At 71.1% G+C, this 15,410-nt stretch carries 14 protein-coding genes; 9 read left to right on the top strand and 5 right to left on the bottom strand.

Translation table 11 applies throughout. The annotated features are described in order from the left end of the window. The first annotated feature begins 23 nt into the window (after positions 1–23). The gene (locus ACZ6IM_RS34400; protein ID WP_469562125.1) at positions 24–752 is read left to right on the top strand and encodes a hypothetical protein; all 729 of its coding nucleotides are present in this window, start codon (positions 24–26) and stop codon (positions 750–752) included. On the opposite strand, the gene ACZ6IM_RS34395 is transcribed toward ACZ6IM_RS34400, so the two are convergent. Then, the gene (locus tag ACZ6IM_RS34395) at positions 683–1,459 is read right to left on the bottom strand and encodes an alpha/beta fold hydrolase (protein WP_469562122.1); all 777 of its coding nucleotides are present in this window, start codon (positions 1,457–1,459) and stop codon (positions 683–685) included. The two genes, ACZ6IM_RS34400 and ACZ6IM_RS34395, sit on opposite strands and share 70 nt — an antisense overlap. Before the next feature lie 113 nt (positions 1,460–1,572). Here ACZ6IM_RS34395 and ACZ6IM_RS34390 point away from each other — a divergent pair, with 113 nt between their 5' ends. Then, on the top strand, positions 1,573–2,400 hold the full coding sequence (locus ACZ6IM_RS34390) for a helix-turn-helix domain-containing protein (protein WP_469562119.1): 828 nt from the start codon (positions 1,573–1,575) through the stop codon (positions 2,398–2,400). Between the two features lie 88 nt (positions 2,401–2,488). Here ACZ6IM_RS34390 and ACZ6IM_RS34385 read toward each other — a convergent pair whose 3' ends face one another. Further along, positions 2,489–3,226 (bottom strand): NADPH-dependent F420 reductase, encoded by a 738-nt coding sequence (locus tag ACZ6IM_RS34385; protein WP_469562116.1) that lies wholly within the window; start codon positions 3,224–3,226, stop codon positions 2,489–2,491. 148 nt (positions 3,227–3,374) lie between these two features. Between ACZ6IM_RS34385 and ACZ6IM_RS34380 the strand changes: the two genes are divergently transcribed. Continuing rightward, positions 3,375–4,223: a LysR family transcriptional regulator gene (locus ACZ6IM_RS34380; protein ID WP_469562113.1), complete on the top strand. Its 849-nt coding sequence runs from the start codon at positions 3,375–3,377 to the stop codon at positions 4,221–4,223. A 64-nt stretch (positions 4,224–4,287) separates the two neighbouring features. On the opposite strand, the gene ACZ6IM_RS34375 is transcribed toward ACZ6IM_RS34380, so the two are convergent. After that, positions 4,288–5,193: an oxidoreductase gene (locus ACZ6IM_RS34375; RefSeq protein ID WP_052838578.1), complete on the bottom strand. Its 906-nt coding sequence runs from the start codon at positions 5,191–5,193 to the stop codon at positions 4,288–4,290. 138 nt (positions 5,194–5,331) lie between these two features. On the opposite strand from ACZ6IM_RS34375, the gene ACZ6IM_RS34370 reads away from it, so the two are divergent. Both ACZ6IM_RS34370 and ACZ6IM_RS34365 read left to right on the top strand, forming a co-directional pair. After that, positions 5,332–6,207, top strand: a complete 876-nt coding sequence (locus ACZ6IM_RS34370; RefSeq protein WP_469562110.1) for a helix-turn-helix transcriptional regulator — start codon at positions 5,332–5,334, stop codon at positions 6,205–6,207. Between the two features lie 56 nt (positions 6,208–6,263). Next, the gene (locus ACZ6IM_RS34365; protein WP_469562241.1) at positions 6,264–7,031 is read left to right on the top strand and encodes a phosphotransferase; all 768 of its coding nucleotides are present in this window, start codon (positions 6,264–6,266) and stop codon (positions 7,029–7,031) included. A 74-nt stretch (positions 7,032–7,105) separates the two neighbouring features. On the opposite strand, the gene ACZ6IM_RS34360 is transcribed toward ACZ6IM_RS34365, so the two are convergent. Continuing rightward, positions 7,106–8,134 carry a LacI family DNA-binding transcriptional regulator gene (locus ACZ6IM_RS34360; RefSeq protein WP_469562107.1) on the bottom strand — a complete coding sequence of 343 codons (1,029 nt, stop codon included), beginning with the start codon at positions 8,132–8,134 and terminating at the stop codon, positions 7,106–7,108. A 381-nt stretch (positions 8,135–8,515) separates the two neighbouring features. Between ACZ6IM_RS34360 and ACZ6IM_RS34355 the strand changes: the two genes are divergently transcribed. From ACZ6IM_RS34355 to ACZ6IM_RS34340, 4 genes are all read left to right on the top strand, one after another. Then, on the top strand, positions 8,516–9,826 hold the full coding sequence (locus ACZ6IM_RS34355) for an extracellular solute-binding protein (RefSeq protein ID WP_469562104.1): 1,311 nt from the start codon (positions 8,516–8,518) through the stop codon (positions 9,824–9,826). Further along, positions 9,823–10,725 carry a carbohydrate ABC transporter permease gene (locus ACZ6IM_RS34350; RefSeq protein ID WP_469562101.1) on the top strand — a complete coding sequence of 301 codons (903 nt, stop codon included), beginning with the start codon at positions 9,823–9,825 and terminating at the stop codon, positions 10,723–10,725. Before ACZ6IM_RS34355 ends, ACZ6IM_RS34350 begins: the two co-directional genes overlap by 4 nt. Before the next feature lies 1 nt (position 10,726). Beyond that, a complete protein-coding gene (locus ACZ6IM_RS34345; protein WP_052838584.1) occupies positions 10,727–11,623 on the top strand; it encodes a carbohydrate ABC transporter permease in 897 nt (298 codons plus the stop codon). Between the two features lie 110 nt (positions 11,624–11,733). Then, the gene (locus ACZ6IM_RS34340; RefSeq protein ID WP_469562098.1) at positions 11,734–14,115 is read left to right on the top strand and encodes a beta-xylosidase/alpha-l-arabinosidase; all 2,382 of its coding nucleotides are present in this window, start codon (positions 11,734–11,736) and stop codon (positions 14,113–14,115) included. A gap of 102 nt (positions 14,116–14,217) precedes the next feature. On the opposite strand, the gene ACZ6IM_RS34335 is transcribed toward ACZ6IM_RS34340, so the two are convergent. After that, positions 14,218–15,405 (bottom strand): fumarylacetoacetate hydrolase family protein, encoded by a 1,188-nt coding sequence (locus tag ACZ6IM_RS34335; RefSeq protein WP_052838586.1) that lies wholly within the window; start codon positions 15,403–15,405, stop codon positions 14,218–14,220. Positions 15,406–15,410 lie beyond the last annotated feature (5 nt).

Genomic DNA, 15,410 nt, shown 5'->3' with positions numbered 1-15,410 from the left:
GGGCGGGACGGTACGGTGCTGTCATGTCTCGATCAGCGGAAGCCGGACCGGTAGTGCCTCCCGTCACCGCGGACGACGTCGGCCTCGCCGTGCGGCTCGCCGTGGACCTCCTTCGGGAAGCATCACCGCACGGATGGGCCGGCAGGGCCGGTTCGCTGGACTGGGACTGCTGGGAGACCGTCGAGCACCTCGCCAACGACCTGTTGTACTACGCCGTGCAACTGGGGCCGCAGAACCCGCCGCTGGACACCCACGTCCCGTTCGAGCTCCGGCACAAGAGGCCGGACGCACCCCTGGTCTTCGTCCACGCGGAGCGTGACGCGGGCCCGGCCGGCCTGGTGCAGGTGCTGGAGGCGTGCGGCGCGCTGCTGGTCGCCATGGTGCGTACGACGCCGTCCCGGGTCCGCGCCCACCACGCCGCCGGGGTGTCGGACCCGGAAGGGTTCGCGGCGCTGGGCGTGCAGGAGACGCTGGTGCACATGCACGATGTGGCGGAGGGCCTCGGGCTTGCCTGGAGCCCGCCCTCGGCCCTCTGCTCGCGGGTGCTCGCCCGGCTGTTTCCCCAGGCTCCGGGCGGCGCGGACCCCTGGCCCACCCTGTTGTGGGCCACCGGCCGGGCCGAACTGCCGGGGCGCCCTCGTCTCACCGTCTGGCGCTCGGACAGCACACCGCGCCGGGATCGTCAGGCTGCCGGCGCGAAGGCCACGATGGCGTCCACGAGGTCGGCCGGAGCTTCCAGCGGGATCAGGTGACCCGTGTGCGGGATCACCATGAGGTCGGCCTGGGAGAGATAGGGCACCAGGTTGTCGCGGAGCACGTCGACGGGCTCGACCCGGTCGTGCTCTCCGGCGACGACGAGAGCGGGAACGCTGACCCTGCGCGTGTGCTCGGTGATGTCCTGCCCGATGCCTCGCAGCGGCCACTCGGTGCGGGCGGCTTCGGTGGCGGCCCGCGAATCGGCCAGGATCCGCGCCTTGACGGAAGCGGACAGCTCGGTCGCGGTGAGGACGTGGTCCCGTGCCCCGGCTGTGGACTCGACGGAGTCGTAGGCGTGCGACAGGGCTTCCTGGTACTCGGGGGTGACCTGTGCGGCGGGCCGGGCGGGTCCGGAGCCGACGAGGACGATGCCGCGAAGGCCGACGGGCCGAGTGCCCGCGACCATCTGCGCCACCTTGCCCCCCATCGAATGCCCCACCAGGACGTAGTCGGTGACCCCCGCGTCGGCGAGTACGGCGAGCGTGTCGTCGGTGAGCTGCCCGAGCGTGTAAGGGCCGGGCAGATCGCGCGACCGGCTCCATCCGCGGAAGTCGACCGTGAGCACGTCACGGCCCGGGAGGCGAGCGGTGACGAGGTCCCAGGTGCGGGCGGAACCACCCCAGTAGTGCAGGAACACCAGGGTCGGACCGCTCCCCGGCCGATGGTTGTAAGCGGGCAGGAGTGTCTGCTGCGTCGTGTTCACGGTGGCGCTCTTCCGGTCGATGTTCTGGGCGATTTCCCTGTGTGTTCATTGAAACGTCCGCCGCCGTGCCGGGCATCGGCCGGACCGGTCGCCTGATGGTGAAAACTGGACACGTGAGCGTGATCCGGCAGATGACCTACCAGCCCGCGGGGCACCGCCTCACCGCGGTCGAGACGATGACGTTCGACCGCCTCGGCGAGCTGAACGACGGCGGCACACAGCGTGCCGACTTCCACGTCCTCGCCGTCGTCGACGCCGGGCCCGGCTCAGTCACCGTGGATTTCCTCCACCACCCACTGCGGGACCGGTCGGCGGTGTGGATTCCGCCGGGCGCGGTGCACCGGTGGGACGACATCGCCGGCGTGACCGGGCACCTCGTGCTGTTCGTGCCGACCGCGCCGGTCACCCACGCCACCCGGGAGCTGGCCGCCTCCCCGGACCTGGCCGCGCACTGGAGGGTCCCCGACGCCGACTGGCCGTTCGTCGACGCGGCGCGCGACCATCTGCTCCTGGAGGCGTCCGTCCCACCCGGTGACTCCGCCACGGAGCTGCCCGAGATCCTGCTTTCCGCGCTCGTCGCCCGGCTGCGGCCACCCCAGGCCGCGGCACGGTCCGGGCATCCGGTGTTCCAGTCGTTCCGCTCCAGCGTCGAAGCACACTTCCGCGACCACCACGACGCCGGCTACTACGCCCGTGCCCTGGGCTACTCGCCGCGCACCCTCTCACGGGCGGTGCAGAAGGCCACCGGGCGTACCGCGAAGGCGTACGTCGTCGACCGGATCGTCCTTGAGGCCAAACGGCTCCTCGCGCACGACCGCCTCACCGCGGCGCAGTGCGCCGCCGTCCTCGGCTTCCCCGACGCGTCCAACTTCTCGGTCTTCTTCCGGAACGCGACAGGCATGCGCCCCGGGGCCTGGCAGGCGACAGTGACCTCCGAGTGAGGAGCCGCATCCCAGCTCCGTACCGAGGCCGCGCACGACGTGCCCCGGCCTGCCCCGGCGGACCCTGCGCCGCACAGGCCCCGGAGCCCTACATCCGGAATCCGGCGGGACCGCGCACCGCGGCCGCGGCGAGTTCCCTGATCCGGGCGGCGGGTGCGGGAACGCCGGCGGCTTGCTGGACCCAGGCCACGAACTCCTCGGGGCTCAGGCCACTCGGCGGCTGCCCGACGTACGGTAGGGCGTAGAGGGGGGTGTTGGGTTCGCTCCGCCAGCTCTCCGCCAGCGGGCCGAGGTCCACGGTGTCGAAGCCGAGGACGTCCAGCAGATCGGCCACCTCCTTCTTCGCGGTCCCGTCGTCGCCGGAAAGCGGTATCGCTGTGCGGTCGTCGGCTCCGGCGGGTCGGAAGAGCTCCAGCAGCTGCTTGGGCCCGATGCTGTGCAGGGCCTTGACCACCCTGCTGTCCGCGAGGTGGCTCTGCACCAGTTCACTGGAGGTCAGCTCGTTGCTGTCGAGTCGCGGAATCGAGAAACCCGGGTACAGCGCGTAGTTCATCGGGTCGATGACGGTCTTTCCGGACAGCTCTGCTCGGGGCAGCCGCTCGTGTGCCGCCAGCGGTACGGCGGCCAGGACCAGATCACCGGCGGCCGCCGCCTCGACGGGGGTGGCCGCGCGGGCACGGGCACCGATCTCCGCGACCAGATCTGCCAGCGTCTCGGGGCCGCGGGAGTTGCTCAGGACTACGTGCACACCCGCGTCGGCTGCGCGGCGGGCGACTGCGACGCCGACCATGCCGGTGCCGATGATTCCCAGGGTCGTTCGGCTCACCTGTGTTCTCCGTTCAGGTCTTGCCGCCTCGCAGAGGCCGGGTCCCCGGCCGCCGCGGCGGTCTCACACCCATCACAGCGACGACGCCCCGGGCGAACAAGAACCAGTACCCACCAGCAGCGATCACAAGATGTGATAGATCAGGGGGATGGAGCTCAGATCGCTGCACTACTTCGTGACCGTTGCCGAGGAACTGCACTTCGGGCGGGCGGCACAACGGCTGAACATCGTGCAGTCGGCGGTGAGCCAGCAGATCAGCCGACTCGAACGCGAACTCGGAGTGCTCCTGCTTCAGCGCACATCACGGCGGGTGCGTCTCACCCCGGCCGGTGAACGGGTGCTCGGCGCGGCCAGGGAGACCCTTGCCTCGGCGGCGCGGGTCCGGGTGGTCGCCGGAGAACCGGCCGCGGCCCTGCGGATCGGGACGGCGTCGTGTGCCATGTGGCGGCTCGACCGCGCACTGGAGCGCCTGCGCGTGAGTGAGCGCCCCGCCGAACTTGAGCTGGTCGACCTCCCGGTGGCCGCACGATTGGCCGCCGTCCGCGACGGCGAGCTGGATGTGGCGCTGGTGCGAGGAGCGATCGCCTCGTCGGAGGTGACGGTGGCGCGTGCGTGGTCCGAGCCGGTGCACGCGGTGCTCTCGCGCGACCATGTCGCGGCCGGCAGGCCGGCGGTCGGCCCGCATCAGCTCGATCCACGGGGGCTGGTGCTTCCCGCCCGTGAGAGCGACCCGCCACTGCACGACGCGCTCCTCGCCGCCGTGCCGGTGACCCCACTCCGCCGGCCCGCCGGAGACCTGTCCAACGTGCTGTTCGAGGTCGGCCGTGATCCCGAGACCTGGACCCTGATGCCGGCCGAGGCGCTCGCCGGGTTCCGCTCCGAGCGGTTGCTCCATGTACCGTTCGATCCGCCTGCGAGCGTCGACAGCCATGTCGTCACCTCACTGGCCACACCGCAGTCGTGCGTGGCGTCGTATGTGGCCGCGTTCGCAGACTGACCCGCCGGCGCCGACGGACCGGCCCGGCGTGGGGCAGCGGTCCCGCGGTTCTCCGTCTCCGGGGTCAGAGGTAGCGGACCCCGGTCAGTTCCTGCGCCGCGGACCAGAGCTGCTTGCCGACGGCCGGGTCGGCCGCCTCCCGGCTGAGCCGTGCCTCGGTGACCCGGCCCCGCGTCTCGAAGAATCCGGCGGGACCGAAGAACCGGCCGCCGCTCAAGCCACGTTCGGTCGCGGCCCGCAACTGCGGCAAGGCGCCCTGCTCCACGGACTGGGTGGCGAGCAGACCGAGCCACGCGATCACCCGCCCGAGCCGGCCACGGTGTTCCCAGGCGCGCGGCGTCAGGTTGGTGCGAGTGAGACCGGGGTGCGCCAGCACGCTGGCGATCGGCGATCCGGCGGCCCGCAGCCGCCGGTCCAGCTCGACACCGAAGACCGTGGTGGCGAGCTTGGACCGGCCGTAGGCGGGTGCCGCCCGGTAGTCGCGCTCGGACATCAGGTCGTCGAAGTCGAGGTGCGCGCTTTTGTGGGTGATCGAGCTGAGGCTGACGACGCGGGGTTCCTCAGCCGCGGCCAGCGGGCCGAGCAGCAGTCCCGTCAGAGCGAAGTGCCCCAGCATGTTCGTGCCGAACTGCAGCTCGAAGCCGTCGGCCGAGATGCGGCGCGGGCCGAGCAGCACGACCCCGGCGTTGTTGACCAGCAGGTCGATGACCGGGTGGTCGGACACCAGCTCGGTGGCGAAGGCCCGTACGGAGTCGAGAGAGGCCAGGTCGAGCTCGCGCACCTCGGTGTCGCCTCCGATCCCGCGGGCGGCTTCCGCACCGGCGGCGGTGTCGCGGACCGCGAGCACGACGCGGGCACCCTTGCGGGCCAGCTCGGTCGCGGTGACCAGTCCGAGCCCCGAGTTCGCGCCGGTGACCACGGCGATCCGGCCGTGCTGGTCGGGGATGAGGTCGGTGTTCCATCCGGCCATGCGCTGCTCCTGGGGTTCGTACGATCTCGTGCGGTGGAGCAACGACGCTAGGACCACGGCGAGCAGGCCGGGTGGTTCCCGCTTGCCTGGGACTGTGCGACCTACCTTCGCGGCGCCGCACGGCGGCACACTTGTGGCATGACCCACCCGTACGCCCGTGAACTCGGTGACTTCCTGCGCGCCCGGCGCGGCAGGCTGAGCCCTCGTGACGTCGGCCTGGAGCCGGGCGGCCGGCGCAAGGTCACCGGTCTTCGACGCGAGGAACTGGCCCTGCTCGCGGGGCTGAGCACCGACTACTACCAGCGGATGGAGCAAGGCCGGGAGGTACGCCCGTCCGACGGAGTCCTGGACGCGCTCGCCGACGCGCTCATACTCGACGACGATGAGCGACGGCACCTGTTCGCCCTGGCCCACGCCACCCGGCGGCCGGTGCTCGCCCGGGTGGATCGCGGTCCGGAGCGGGTGCCGGAGGGCACCCGGCGACTGCTGGGTCTGATGGACACCCCGGCGGTCGTGCTCGGCAGGCACCTGGACCTGCTGGCCTGGAACTCGATGGCGGAGGCACTGCTGGGCCACCCGGCCGGCCACCCGCCGGACCGGCTCAACATGCTCCTGCTGATGTTCGACGACACCCTGACCGGCCAGCGGAGCTGTCCGGACTGGGAGCGGCAGGCTCTGGAGTACATCGGCATGATGCGCGCCGCCGTCGCCACCGATCCCACCCATCCGCGTGCCACCGCGGTCGTCGGCGAACTGAGCATCCGCAGCGCCGAGTTCCGCCGCTTGTGGGCCCGGCACGATGTCCGCTCGTCCGTCAGCGGCACCAAGACCTTCCGCGTCCCCGAGGTGGGCGACATCGTCCTGGACTGGGACACCTACCCGCTGCCCGGTGCACCGGGTCCGGTCATGCTGATCTGGACGGCCGAACCGGGCAGCGCCGACGCGGACCGGCTGCGCCTCCTGGCATCGCTGCGCGCGACCGGCCCGGCATCCGTCGACGGGCATCGGTCTTGACCGACGGCGAGGAAGCGAAGGGAGAAGGGGCGGAGGCAGAAGCCCTGGTCGGCGGCATGGTGAACGCCGGCGCGGTCTTCCGCCGCGGTGCCCTGGTGGAGCGCCCGGCGCCGCGCACCGCGCGCGCCCTCCATGCCCATCTCCTCGCGCTCAGGCAGCACGGTTTCGACTCTGCTCCCATGCCCGTCCGTCTCACCGCGGACGGTCGCGAGCATCTGACCTTCGTCCCGGGCGATGTCGCCCTGCCGCCGTTTCCCCGCTGGGTGATGACCGAGACCGCGTTGAGATCGGTGGCAAGCCTGCTGCGGCGCCTGCACGACGCCGGCGCCGCCGTCGCGGTCGACACCCGCGTCGAGTGGCCCCGGGCCCTGGCCGACCCGGCGGGAGGCACGATGCTGTGCCACAACGATGTGTGCCCGGACAACGTCGTCTTCCGCGACGGCCGTGCCGCGGCCCTGATCGATTTCGACCTGGCGGCACCCGGCCGAGCGGTGTGGGACGTCGCCATGACCGCCCGCTACTGGGTCCCCATACTCGATCCCACGTCCGCGGCGGCTCTCTATCCCGCGGGGCTGGACACCCCGACGCGACTGCGGATCCTCGCCGACGGCTACGGCCTCTCCCGACAGGAGCGCGCTGAACTGCCTGGCGTCATCGAACAGGCCACGGCGTCCTGCCGGGCCTTCGTCGCCGACCGGGTGGCCGACGGTGACCCCGTCTGCACCCGGACGCTGTCCGAGCGCGGTGGGTGGCAGCGGTGGGACCGCGTTCAGGAGTGGCTGGTGGCTCAACGCGGGGTGTTCTCCGCTGCCCTGTCGGACTGACGGTCCGGGCGGTGGCCCCCGCGGAAGACGTCAGCCGCCCTGTCCCACGGCCGCCGGCAGCCGCTCCTCTTCGGTTACCCGCGCACCGGAGGCTCCTCGGGTGGCGGCGCGGTCGAGGCGCGTACGACGAGTTCGGTGGCCAGCTCGATGTGGTGGGACTCGGCCTTCTCGCCGTTGGCGAGCCGGAGCGCGGTACGCAGGGCCGCACCGCCCATCTCCCGCAGTGGCTGGCGCACGGTGGTGAGGGGCGGTGACGCCATCTGGGCGAGGCTCGTGTCGTCGAAGCCGACCACGCTCAGGTCTTGCGGAACGCGCATCCCGCGGCCCCGGGCGGTCTCGATGACCCCGACGGCGATCTCGTCGTTGCCTGCGAAGATCGCCGTCGGTGGCTCTCGCAGGCCCAACAGTGCCGCGGCTCCGAGCAGTCCCGTCTCGTAGGTGAACTCTCCCGGCCTGACGTAGCCGTCGGGCACCTGGGCCCCTCCCGCCTCCATGGCGGCGCGGTAGCCGTGCATGCGTGCCTGGTTGCACACCGCCATGGCGGGTCCGCCGAGATAGGCGACGCGGCGGTGGCCCAGGGAGAGCAGGTGCTGTGTCGCGGCCAGTCCCCCGGCGAAGTTGGTGGCCCCGACGCTGTTCACCCGGCTGTCCGGCAGGTGCAAGGGGTCCAACACGACCAGCGGCAGTCCGGACCGGGCCAGTTCGTTCAGGTGCGCCGTGGTGTACACGCTGGTGACCGCGATGACGGCACGGCGCCCGGCGGAGACCAGGTCCCGGGCCCAGTGCGGGGCACTGGATGCCTTGCTGATCACCACCGAGGCCCCCAGTTCGGAGGCGGAGTCGATGATCCCTTCCAGGGTTTCGGCGACGTACGACTTCAGGCCGCCCTTGAACTGCACCTCGATGGTCGGGCTTGCGACGGACTCGGTGTGACGGAACACGGGGGCGAGGTAGTCGTGGTGGTGGAGCAGCTCCTGCACCCGGGCGCGGGTCTGCGGCGCCACGTCACCGCGGCCGTTCACCACTTTGGACACGGTCGCGACGGAGACCCCGGCCGCTTGGGCGATGTCCGCCAAAGTGGTGCGTCTCGCGCTCGGTCGCATCGGTTCCCTCCCGTGTACGTCCACCGGTGCGGTGAGTCGCCGGTCGGGCCGGCGACGCGGGTGGAACCGGTCAACAGTACGGCACCCTCCGCCACGACCTGACCAGCTCCGACGGCACTCGAGCCGCGATCATCTCCCTACCCGCCTACCCCCGGTCAAGCACTTTCGAAACTGTTTCGATCTCACGCGAAGACCTCCTGGATGCCACAACAGCCCGGCACCACAGGGCCCGACGCGCTTACAGAAGAGCCTTGCACGTCCCTTGACAGGCCATCAGCCCGAAACCTAATTTGCACGCACAGAGCTTCGGAGAAAGCTGTTTCGAAAACCTTTCACCATGACTCACGAGAAGCCGGTGGCTCTCGAGTGCGGAGAAAAGACATGGCGCTCTCCCGACGTACCCTCCTCGGCCTGGCCGCCGCCGTGCCGGTCTCCGCGGCACTGGCTGCCTGCGGCTCGTCCGGCCCCGGCAAGACCGGTGGCGGGGCCACGTACTGGTACCTGAACGGCCAGCCGCAGGAAGGCGTCCGAGCCGGGGCGGTGGACGCGTTCAACAAGGCTCATCCCGACGACCGGATCGACGACACGACGTTCCAGAACGACGCCTACAAGACGAAGATCAAGACTGCCATCGGTGCCGGACAGGCGCCCACCGTCATCTGGGGCTGGGGCGGCGGGACACTGCGCACCTACGCGGAAGCGGGCCAGGTCGAGGACCTCACGTCGTGGTTCGACGAGCACCCCGACGTCAAGAAGGGGCTGTTCCCGTCCTCGTTCGGCGCGGCGACCGTCGACGGCAAGATCTACGCGATGCCGTGCGAGACCGTGCAGCCGATCATCCTCTACTACAACAAGAAGGTCTTCGACCAGGTCGGCGTGGAGCCGCCGGAGTCCTGGGACGACCTCATGGCGCTGGTGCCCAAGTTCAACGCGAAGGGCATAGCACCGCTCTCCCTCGGTGGCCAGTCCCGGTGGACGAACATGATGTGGCTGGAGTTCCTGTTCGACCGCATCGGCGGTCCCGAGGTGTTCCAGGCCGTCATCGAGGGCGAGAAGAACGCCTGGTCGAACCCGGACGCCATCACCGCGCTGACCAAGGTGCAGGAGCTGGTCAAGGCCGACGGTTTCATCAAGGGCTTCTCCTCCATCACCGCGGACTCCAACGCCGACCAGGCCCTGCTGTACACCGGCAGGGCCGCGATGATGCTGCACGGCGCATGGTCGTACGGCATCCAGCAGGCCGACGGCGGGGACTTCGTCTCCAGCGGCCAGCTGGGCTACATGAACTTCCCGCCCGTCGACGGCGGCAAGGGTGATCCGAGCAACGCGGTCGGCAACCCCGCCCAGTACCTGTCCATCTCCTCGAAGGCCACCGACGAGGAGAAGAAGATCGCCAAGGACTTCTTCGCGACGGGTGTCCTCCAGGACGCCGAGGTGAAGGCGTGGATCGACAACGGGTCGGTTCCCGTCCGGCTGGGCACCGAGAAGCTGCTGGCCGCCTCCAAGAGCGCCGACTTCCTCCAGGTCAACTACGGCATCGCCAGCAAGGCCAAGACGTTCGTGCAGTCCTGGGACCAGGCGCTCAGTCCGACTGCCGCCGAGACCCTGCTGGACAACATCGTCAAGTTGTTCCAGCTGTCCATCTCCCCGGAGCAGTTCGCGGGCAACCTCAACGCGGTCATCGGCACATGAGCACACTCACCGGTCACCCGCCGCGCCGTCGACCGCGCAGCATCCTGCCCTGGCTGGCGGTACCGGCGCTGGTGGTCTTCGTCGGCTTCGCCGTGATCCCGCTCGTCGGTGTCTTCGCGCTGAGCTTCACCACCTGGGACGGGATCGGCGCCATCCACCGGTCGGGGCTGACCAGTTGGCGCGCGGTGCTCACCGACCCGGGGCTGCCGCACGCCCTCTGGGTGACCTTCATGGTGATGGCGGTGTCGTGGGCCGTTCAGACGCCGCTGAGCATTCTGCTCGGCACGTTCCTGGCGGGCCGCCAGCGCTACCGTGCGGTGCTCGGCGTGGTCTACTTCGTCCCTCTGATGCTCAGCTCCGCGGCCATCGCCATCGCGTACAAGGCCCTGCTGGACCCCAACTTCGGGCTCGGGGCCGGGCTGAAGCTCGACCTGCTCAGCCAGGACTGGCTGGGACGGCCTGCGCTCGCCTTCGGCGTCGTCGTCTTCGTCGTCTCCTGGCAGTTCGTCCCGTTCCACTCCCTGATCTACCAGGGCGGTGTCCAGCAGATCCCGAAATCACTCTACGAAGCGGCCCAGTTGGACGGGGCCGGTCGGATCCGGCAGTTCTTCAGCATCACGCTGCCCCAGCTGAGATACACCATCGTCACCTCGTCCACGCTGATGGTGGTCGGATCGCTGACCTTCTTCGACCTCATCTTCGTCCTGACCGAGGGCGGTCCCGGCGACGCCACCCGGGTCCTGGCACTGGACATGTACAAGCGGGGATTCCAGGCCAGCCTGATGGGACCGGCCAGCGTCATCGCGGTCATCCTCGTCCTGGTGGGTCTGGCCCTCGCCCTGCTGCTGCGCCGGCTCGGGGGCCGCGACGCCGGCGCGAGCCAACTCGAGGGAGCCTGAGGTGACCACCACGCTGCCCGAGGCACGACGACCTCACAGGACCGCCCCACCCGAGCAGCGGCGCCGCTCCGCCCGGACGGCACGCCGACGCAACTGGGCCGGCGGCCTGGCGGGATGGCTGTGGCTCGTCGTCGTGGCCGTACCCCTGTACTGGACCCTCATCACCAGTCTCAAGGCCCAGAGCCGCTACTACGCGAGCAACCCACTGGTGCCTTCGGGCGACCCGACACTGGACAACTACCGACTGGTCATCGAGTCCGACTTCCTGCGCTACTTCCTGAACAGCGTCGTGGTCACCGCGGGCGCCGTGGTGCCGGCGGTCCTGTTCTCCTTCATGGCGGCCTACGCGATCGTCCGGGGCTGGCGGATGCGGGTGCTGCGCGCGATGAACGGGCTGTTCCTCATGGGCCTGGCCATCCCGCTGCAGGCGACGGTGATCCCGGTCTACCTGATCATCATCAAACTACAGCTGTACGACAGCTTGCCGGCGCTGATCCTCCCGTCAATCGCCTTCGCCATCCCGCTGTCGGTGCTGGTGCTCGCCAACTTCATCCGCGACGTGCCCAAGGAACTCTTCGACTCGATGCGGGTCGACGGCGCCACCGAATGGACGACACTGTGGCGGCTGGCGGCACCGCTCACCCGGCCGGCGATCCTCACCGTCACCATCTTCAACGCGCTGACCATCTGGAACGGATTCCTGCTGCCGCTGGTGCTCACTCAGAGTCCGGAGCGCCGGACCCTGCCGCTGGCGCTGTGGACCTTCCAGGGCCAGTACGGGGTCAATGTCCCCGCCGTGCTCGCCGCCGTCGTCCTCACCACACTGCCCGTCCTGATCCTGTACGCGTTCGGCCGCCGCCAACTGCTGAGCGGACTGACCGCCGGATTCAGCCGCTGACCGACACCGGCGCCGGAACCCGGACGCGGCCCGTCCCGCCCCGAGTCCTGCCCGGCTACTTGTCCGCCCGTCGTGCCCCGGTCGAGGGTCCGCGGGCCGTGGGAGGGAAAGTGAACGCCAACGTGGCCGTAGACAACACCGCCGGAGTCTCCCGCTGGAACGACACCACCGTTTCCGTCACCGCGAGAGTCGACGCCCTGATCGACGCGATGACGCTTCAGGAGAAGACCGCCCAGCTGTACGGAGTCTGGGTGGGCGCCTCCGACAAGGGCGGCGAAGTCGCCCCCCACCAGCACGACATGGAGGAGCCCGTCGATCTCGACGCGCTCCTGCCCACCGGACTGGGCCAGCTGACCCGGCCCTTCGGCACGGTCCCGGTCGACCCGGCCCTGGGCGCCCTCTCCCTGGCCCGCACCCAGACCCGGATCGCCGCCACGAACCGGTTCGGCGTCCCCGCTCTCGCGCACGACGAGTGTCTGGCCGGCTTCGCCGCCTGGGGCGCGACGGCCTACCCCGTCCCGCTGTCCTGGGGCGCCGCCTTCGACCCCGACACGGTGCGGCGCATGGCGGCCGCGATCGGGCGGGACATGCGGTCCGTCGGCGTTCACCAGGGACTCGCGCCCGTCCTCGACGTCGTCCGCGACGCCCGCTGGGGCCGGGTCGAGGAGACCATCGGCGAGGACCCGTACCTCGTCGGCACCATCGGAACGGCGTACGTGCAGGGTCTTGAGTCGGCCGGGATCGTCGCCACCCTCAAGCACTTCGTCGGCTACTCCGCCTCCCGCGCCGGCCGCAACCTCGCCCCCTCCTCCATGGGCCCGCGTGAACGCGCCGACGTCCTGCTGCCCCCCTTCGAGATGGCGATCCGTGAAGGCGGCGCGCGGTCGGTGATGAACGCCTACACCGACACCGACGGCATCCCCTCCGCGGCCGACGAGGAGCTGCTCACCGGGCTGCTGCGCGACACGTGGGGCTTCGACGGCACAGTCGTAGCCGACTACTTCGCCATCGCCTTCCTGAAGACCCTGCACGGCGTCGCAGCCGAATGGGCCGACGCCGCCGGCCTGGCGCTGCGGGCGGGTGTCGACGTCGAACTGCCCAACGTCAAGACATACGGCGCGCCCCTGGCCGAGGCCGTCGCCGACGGCCGTGTCCCGGAGGCGCTGGTCGACCGGGCCCTGCGCCGGATACTCACCCAGAAGGCGAGGCTCGGCCTGCTCGATCCGGACTGGAACCCCCTGCCGGCCGCGCTCGAAGGAGCCGACCTCGACGACCCGGCCGGCCTGCGCGGCCGGATCGACCTGGACAGCCCGGAGAACCGCGCGCTGGCCCGCACGGTCGCCGAGAAGGCCGTCGTGCTGCTCAGCAACGACGGCACGCTACCGCTCGCGAGGCCGCGCCGGATCGCGCTGCTCGGGCCCAACGCCGACGAGGCGGTCGCCGTACTGGGCTGCTACTCCTTCCCCCAGCACATCGGCGTCCGTCACCCCGGGACCCCGCACGGCATCGAGTTGCCCACGCTGCGCGCCGCCCTGGCCGCCGAGTTCCCGGACGCGGAGATCACGGTCGCCCGCGGCACCGGTATCGACGACGGTGATCTCACCGGCCTGGATGAGGCCGCCCGGGTGGCACGCGGAGCCGACATCGCCCTGGTGGTGCTCGGCGACCGCGCCGGGCTCTTCGGGCGGGGCACCAGCGGTGAAGGATGCGACGTCGAGACGCTGGCGCTGCCCGGGGCGCAGCAGCGACTGCTCGACACCCTGCTGGACGTGGGAACTCCCCTGGTCACCGTGCTGCTCGCGGGACGGCCGTACGCCCTCGGGCGTGCCGTGGAGGAGTCCGCGGCGATCGTGCAGTCCTTCTTTCCCGGTGAGGAGGGCACGCACGCGATCGCCGGTGTGCTCAGCGGCCGCGTCAACCCGTCCGGACGGCTCCCGGTCGGCGTGCCGCGCGGGCCGGGCTCCCAGCCGGCCACCTACCTCGGAGCCAGGCTCGCCCACGCCGGCGAGGTGTCCAACCTCGACCCGACGCCGGCGTTCCCCTTCGGTCACGGCCTGTCCTATACGCGGTTCGACTGGACGGACCTGACCGTGGACGTCCGGGAGGCGCCGACGGACGGCGAGTTCGCCCTCGCCTTCACCGTCCGCAACACCGGCGGGCGGTCCGGAACCGAGGTCGTCCAGGTCTATCTGCACGACCCGGTCGCCTCCGTCGTCCAGCCGGTGCAGCGCCTCGTCGGCTATGCCCGGGTCGACCTGGAGCCGGGCGAGGCGCGGCGCCTGCGTGTCACCGTCCCGGCCGATCTCGCCTCCTTCACCGGACGCGACGGCCGGCGTGTGGTCGAACCGGGCGAGCTGGAGCTCAGGCTGGCCGCCTCCAGCGCGGATGCGCGCCTGACCGCCACGGTCACGCTGACCGGTGCCGAACGGCACCTGGACCACAGGCGGCGCCTGCGCTCCGTGGTCGAGCAGGAGCCGGCTGCCCGGGCGTGAGCCGGGCGAGCCGGGGCGGCCCGGCGTCCGGTCGCGGCGCCGGGGTCGCCGGGCGCGGCGGTGGCAGGCCGCCGGCCGGGGGCCTGGTGGGTCCTCGACGCCTCACAGGACCCCGCGCCGGGCCAGGTTGCGCGTCAGCGCCCGTACGCCGAACGTCCAGGGCGCGGCCTGCTCGCTGGGGACGACGGTGTTGACCAGGGTGCCGAGTCGGGGGCTGGAGATCCGCACGACGTCGCCGTACTCGTGGGTGAAGCCCGCGCCGGGTGCCTTCCGGTCCTCGGTGGGGGCGAACAGCGTTCCGGTGAACAGCACGAACCCGTCCGGGTACTGATGGTGCGGACCGTACGTGGCGGCCACCAGGTCCAGTACGTCGCGGCTGATCCCCCGCATCGTGCTGTGGCCGTGCAGTACGTACCCGTCAGGGCCGTCGACCCGCAGGCCGACGTCGAGCCCGCGCACGGTGTCGAGGTCGAAGCCCTCGTCGAACAGGCGGATGAACGGGCCGATCGCGCAGGAGGCGTTGTTGTCCTTGGCGCGGGCCAGCAGCAGGGCGCTGCGGCCCTCGATGTCACGGAGGTTGACGTCGTTGCCGAGCGTCGCACCGCGTACCCGGCCGTGCGAGTCCACGACGAGGACGACCTCGGGCTCGGGGTTGTTCCACACCGAGGCGCCGAGGACCCCGATGTCGGCACCGACGCCGACCGCGGACAGTACCGGCGCCTTGGTGAACACCTCCGGGTCCGGCCCGATGCCGACCTCCAGGTACTGCGACCACAGTCCCTCGGCGACGAGCAGTTCCCTGACCTCGGCCGCCTCGGGTGATCCGGGGCGGATGCCGTCGAGCGCGCCGCCCACCACCTGCCCGACGCGGGCCCGCACCCGTGCCGCCTGCGCCGGGTCGCCGCCGGTGCGCTCCTCGATGACGCGTTCCAGCAGGCTCCGGGCGAAGGTGACACCGGCGGCCTTGATCACCTGAAGGTCGACGGGGGCGAGCAGATGGGCCACGTCACGGCGGCCGGTGGGTGCTTCCAGCAGTTCGTCCAGGCGCCAGACCCGTCCTCCGTCGGCCTCGCGGACGACCGCCGCCGCGTCGTCGCGTTCCATGAGGTCGGACACGGTGGGCGCGACGGCCGTCAGGTCGACGACCCGCTCGCCGCGAACCGCGGCCACACACGGCCCGTCGTACTCCGGGGCGTGGACGCGCGCGACGAGAGCCGCGCGGTCGGCGTCCTCGGGCAGGACGGAGCCGGTGGTGAGGACCGGACGAGGACGCGCTGCTGCCGGTTCCACGATCG

It is taken from the genome of Streptomyces sp. NPDC042336, from assembly GCF_055581985.1.
The sequence above is the reverse complement of the archived record's forward strand: the minus strand, read 5'-3'. Positions and strand labels throughout refer to the sequence as shown.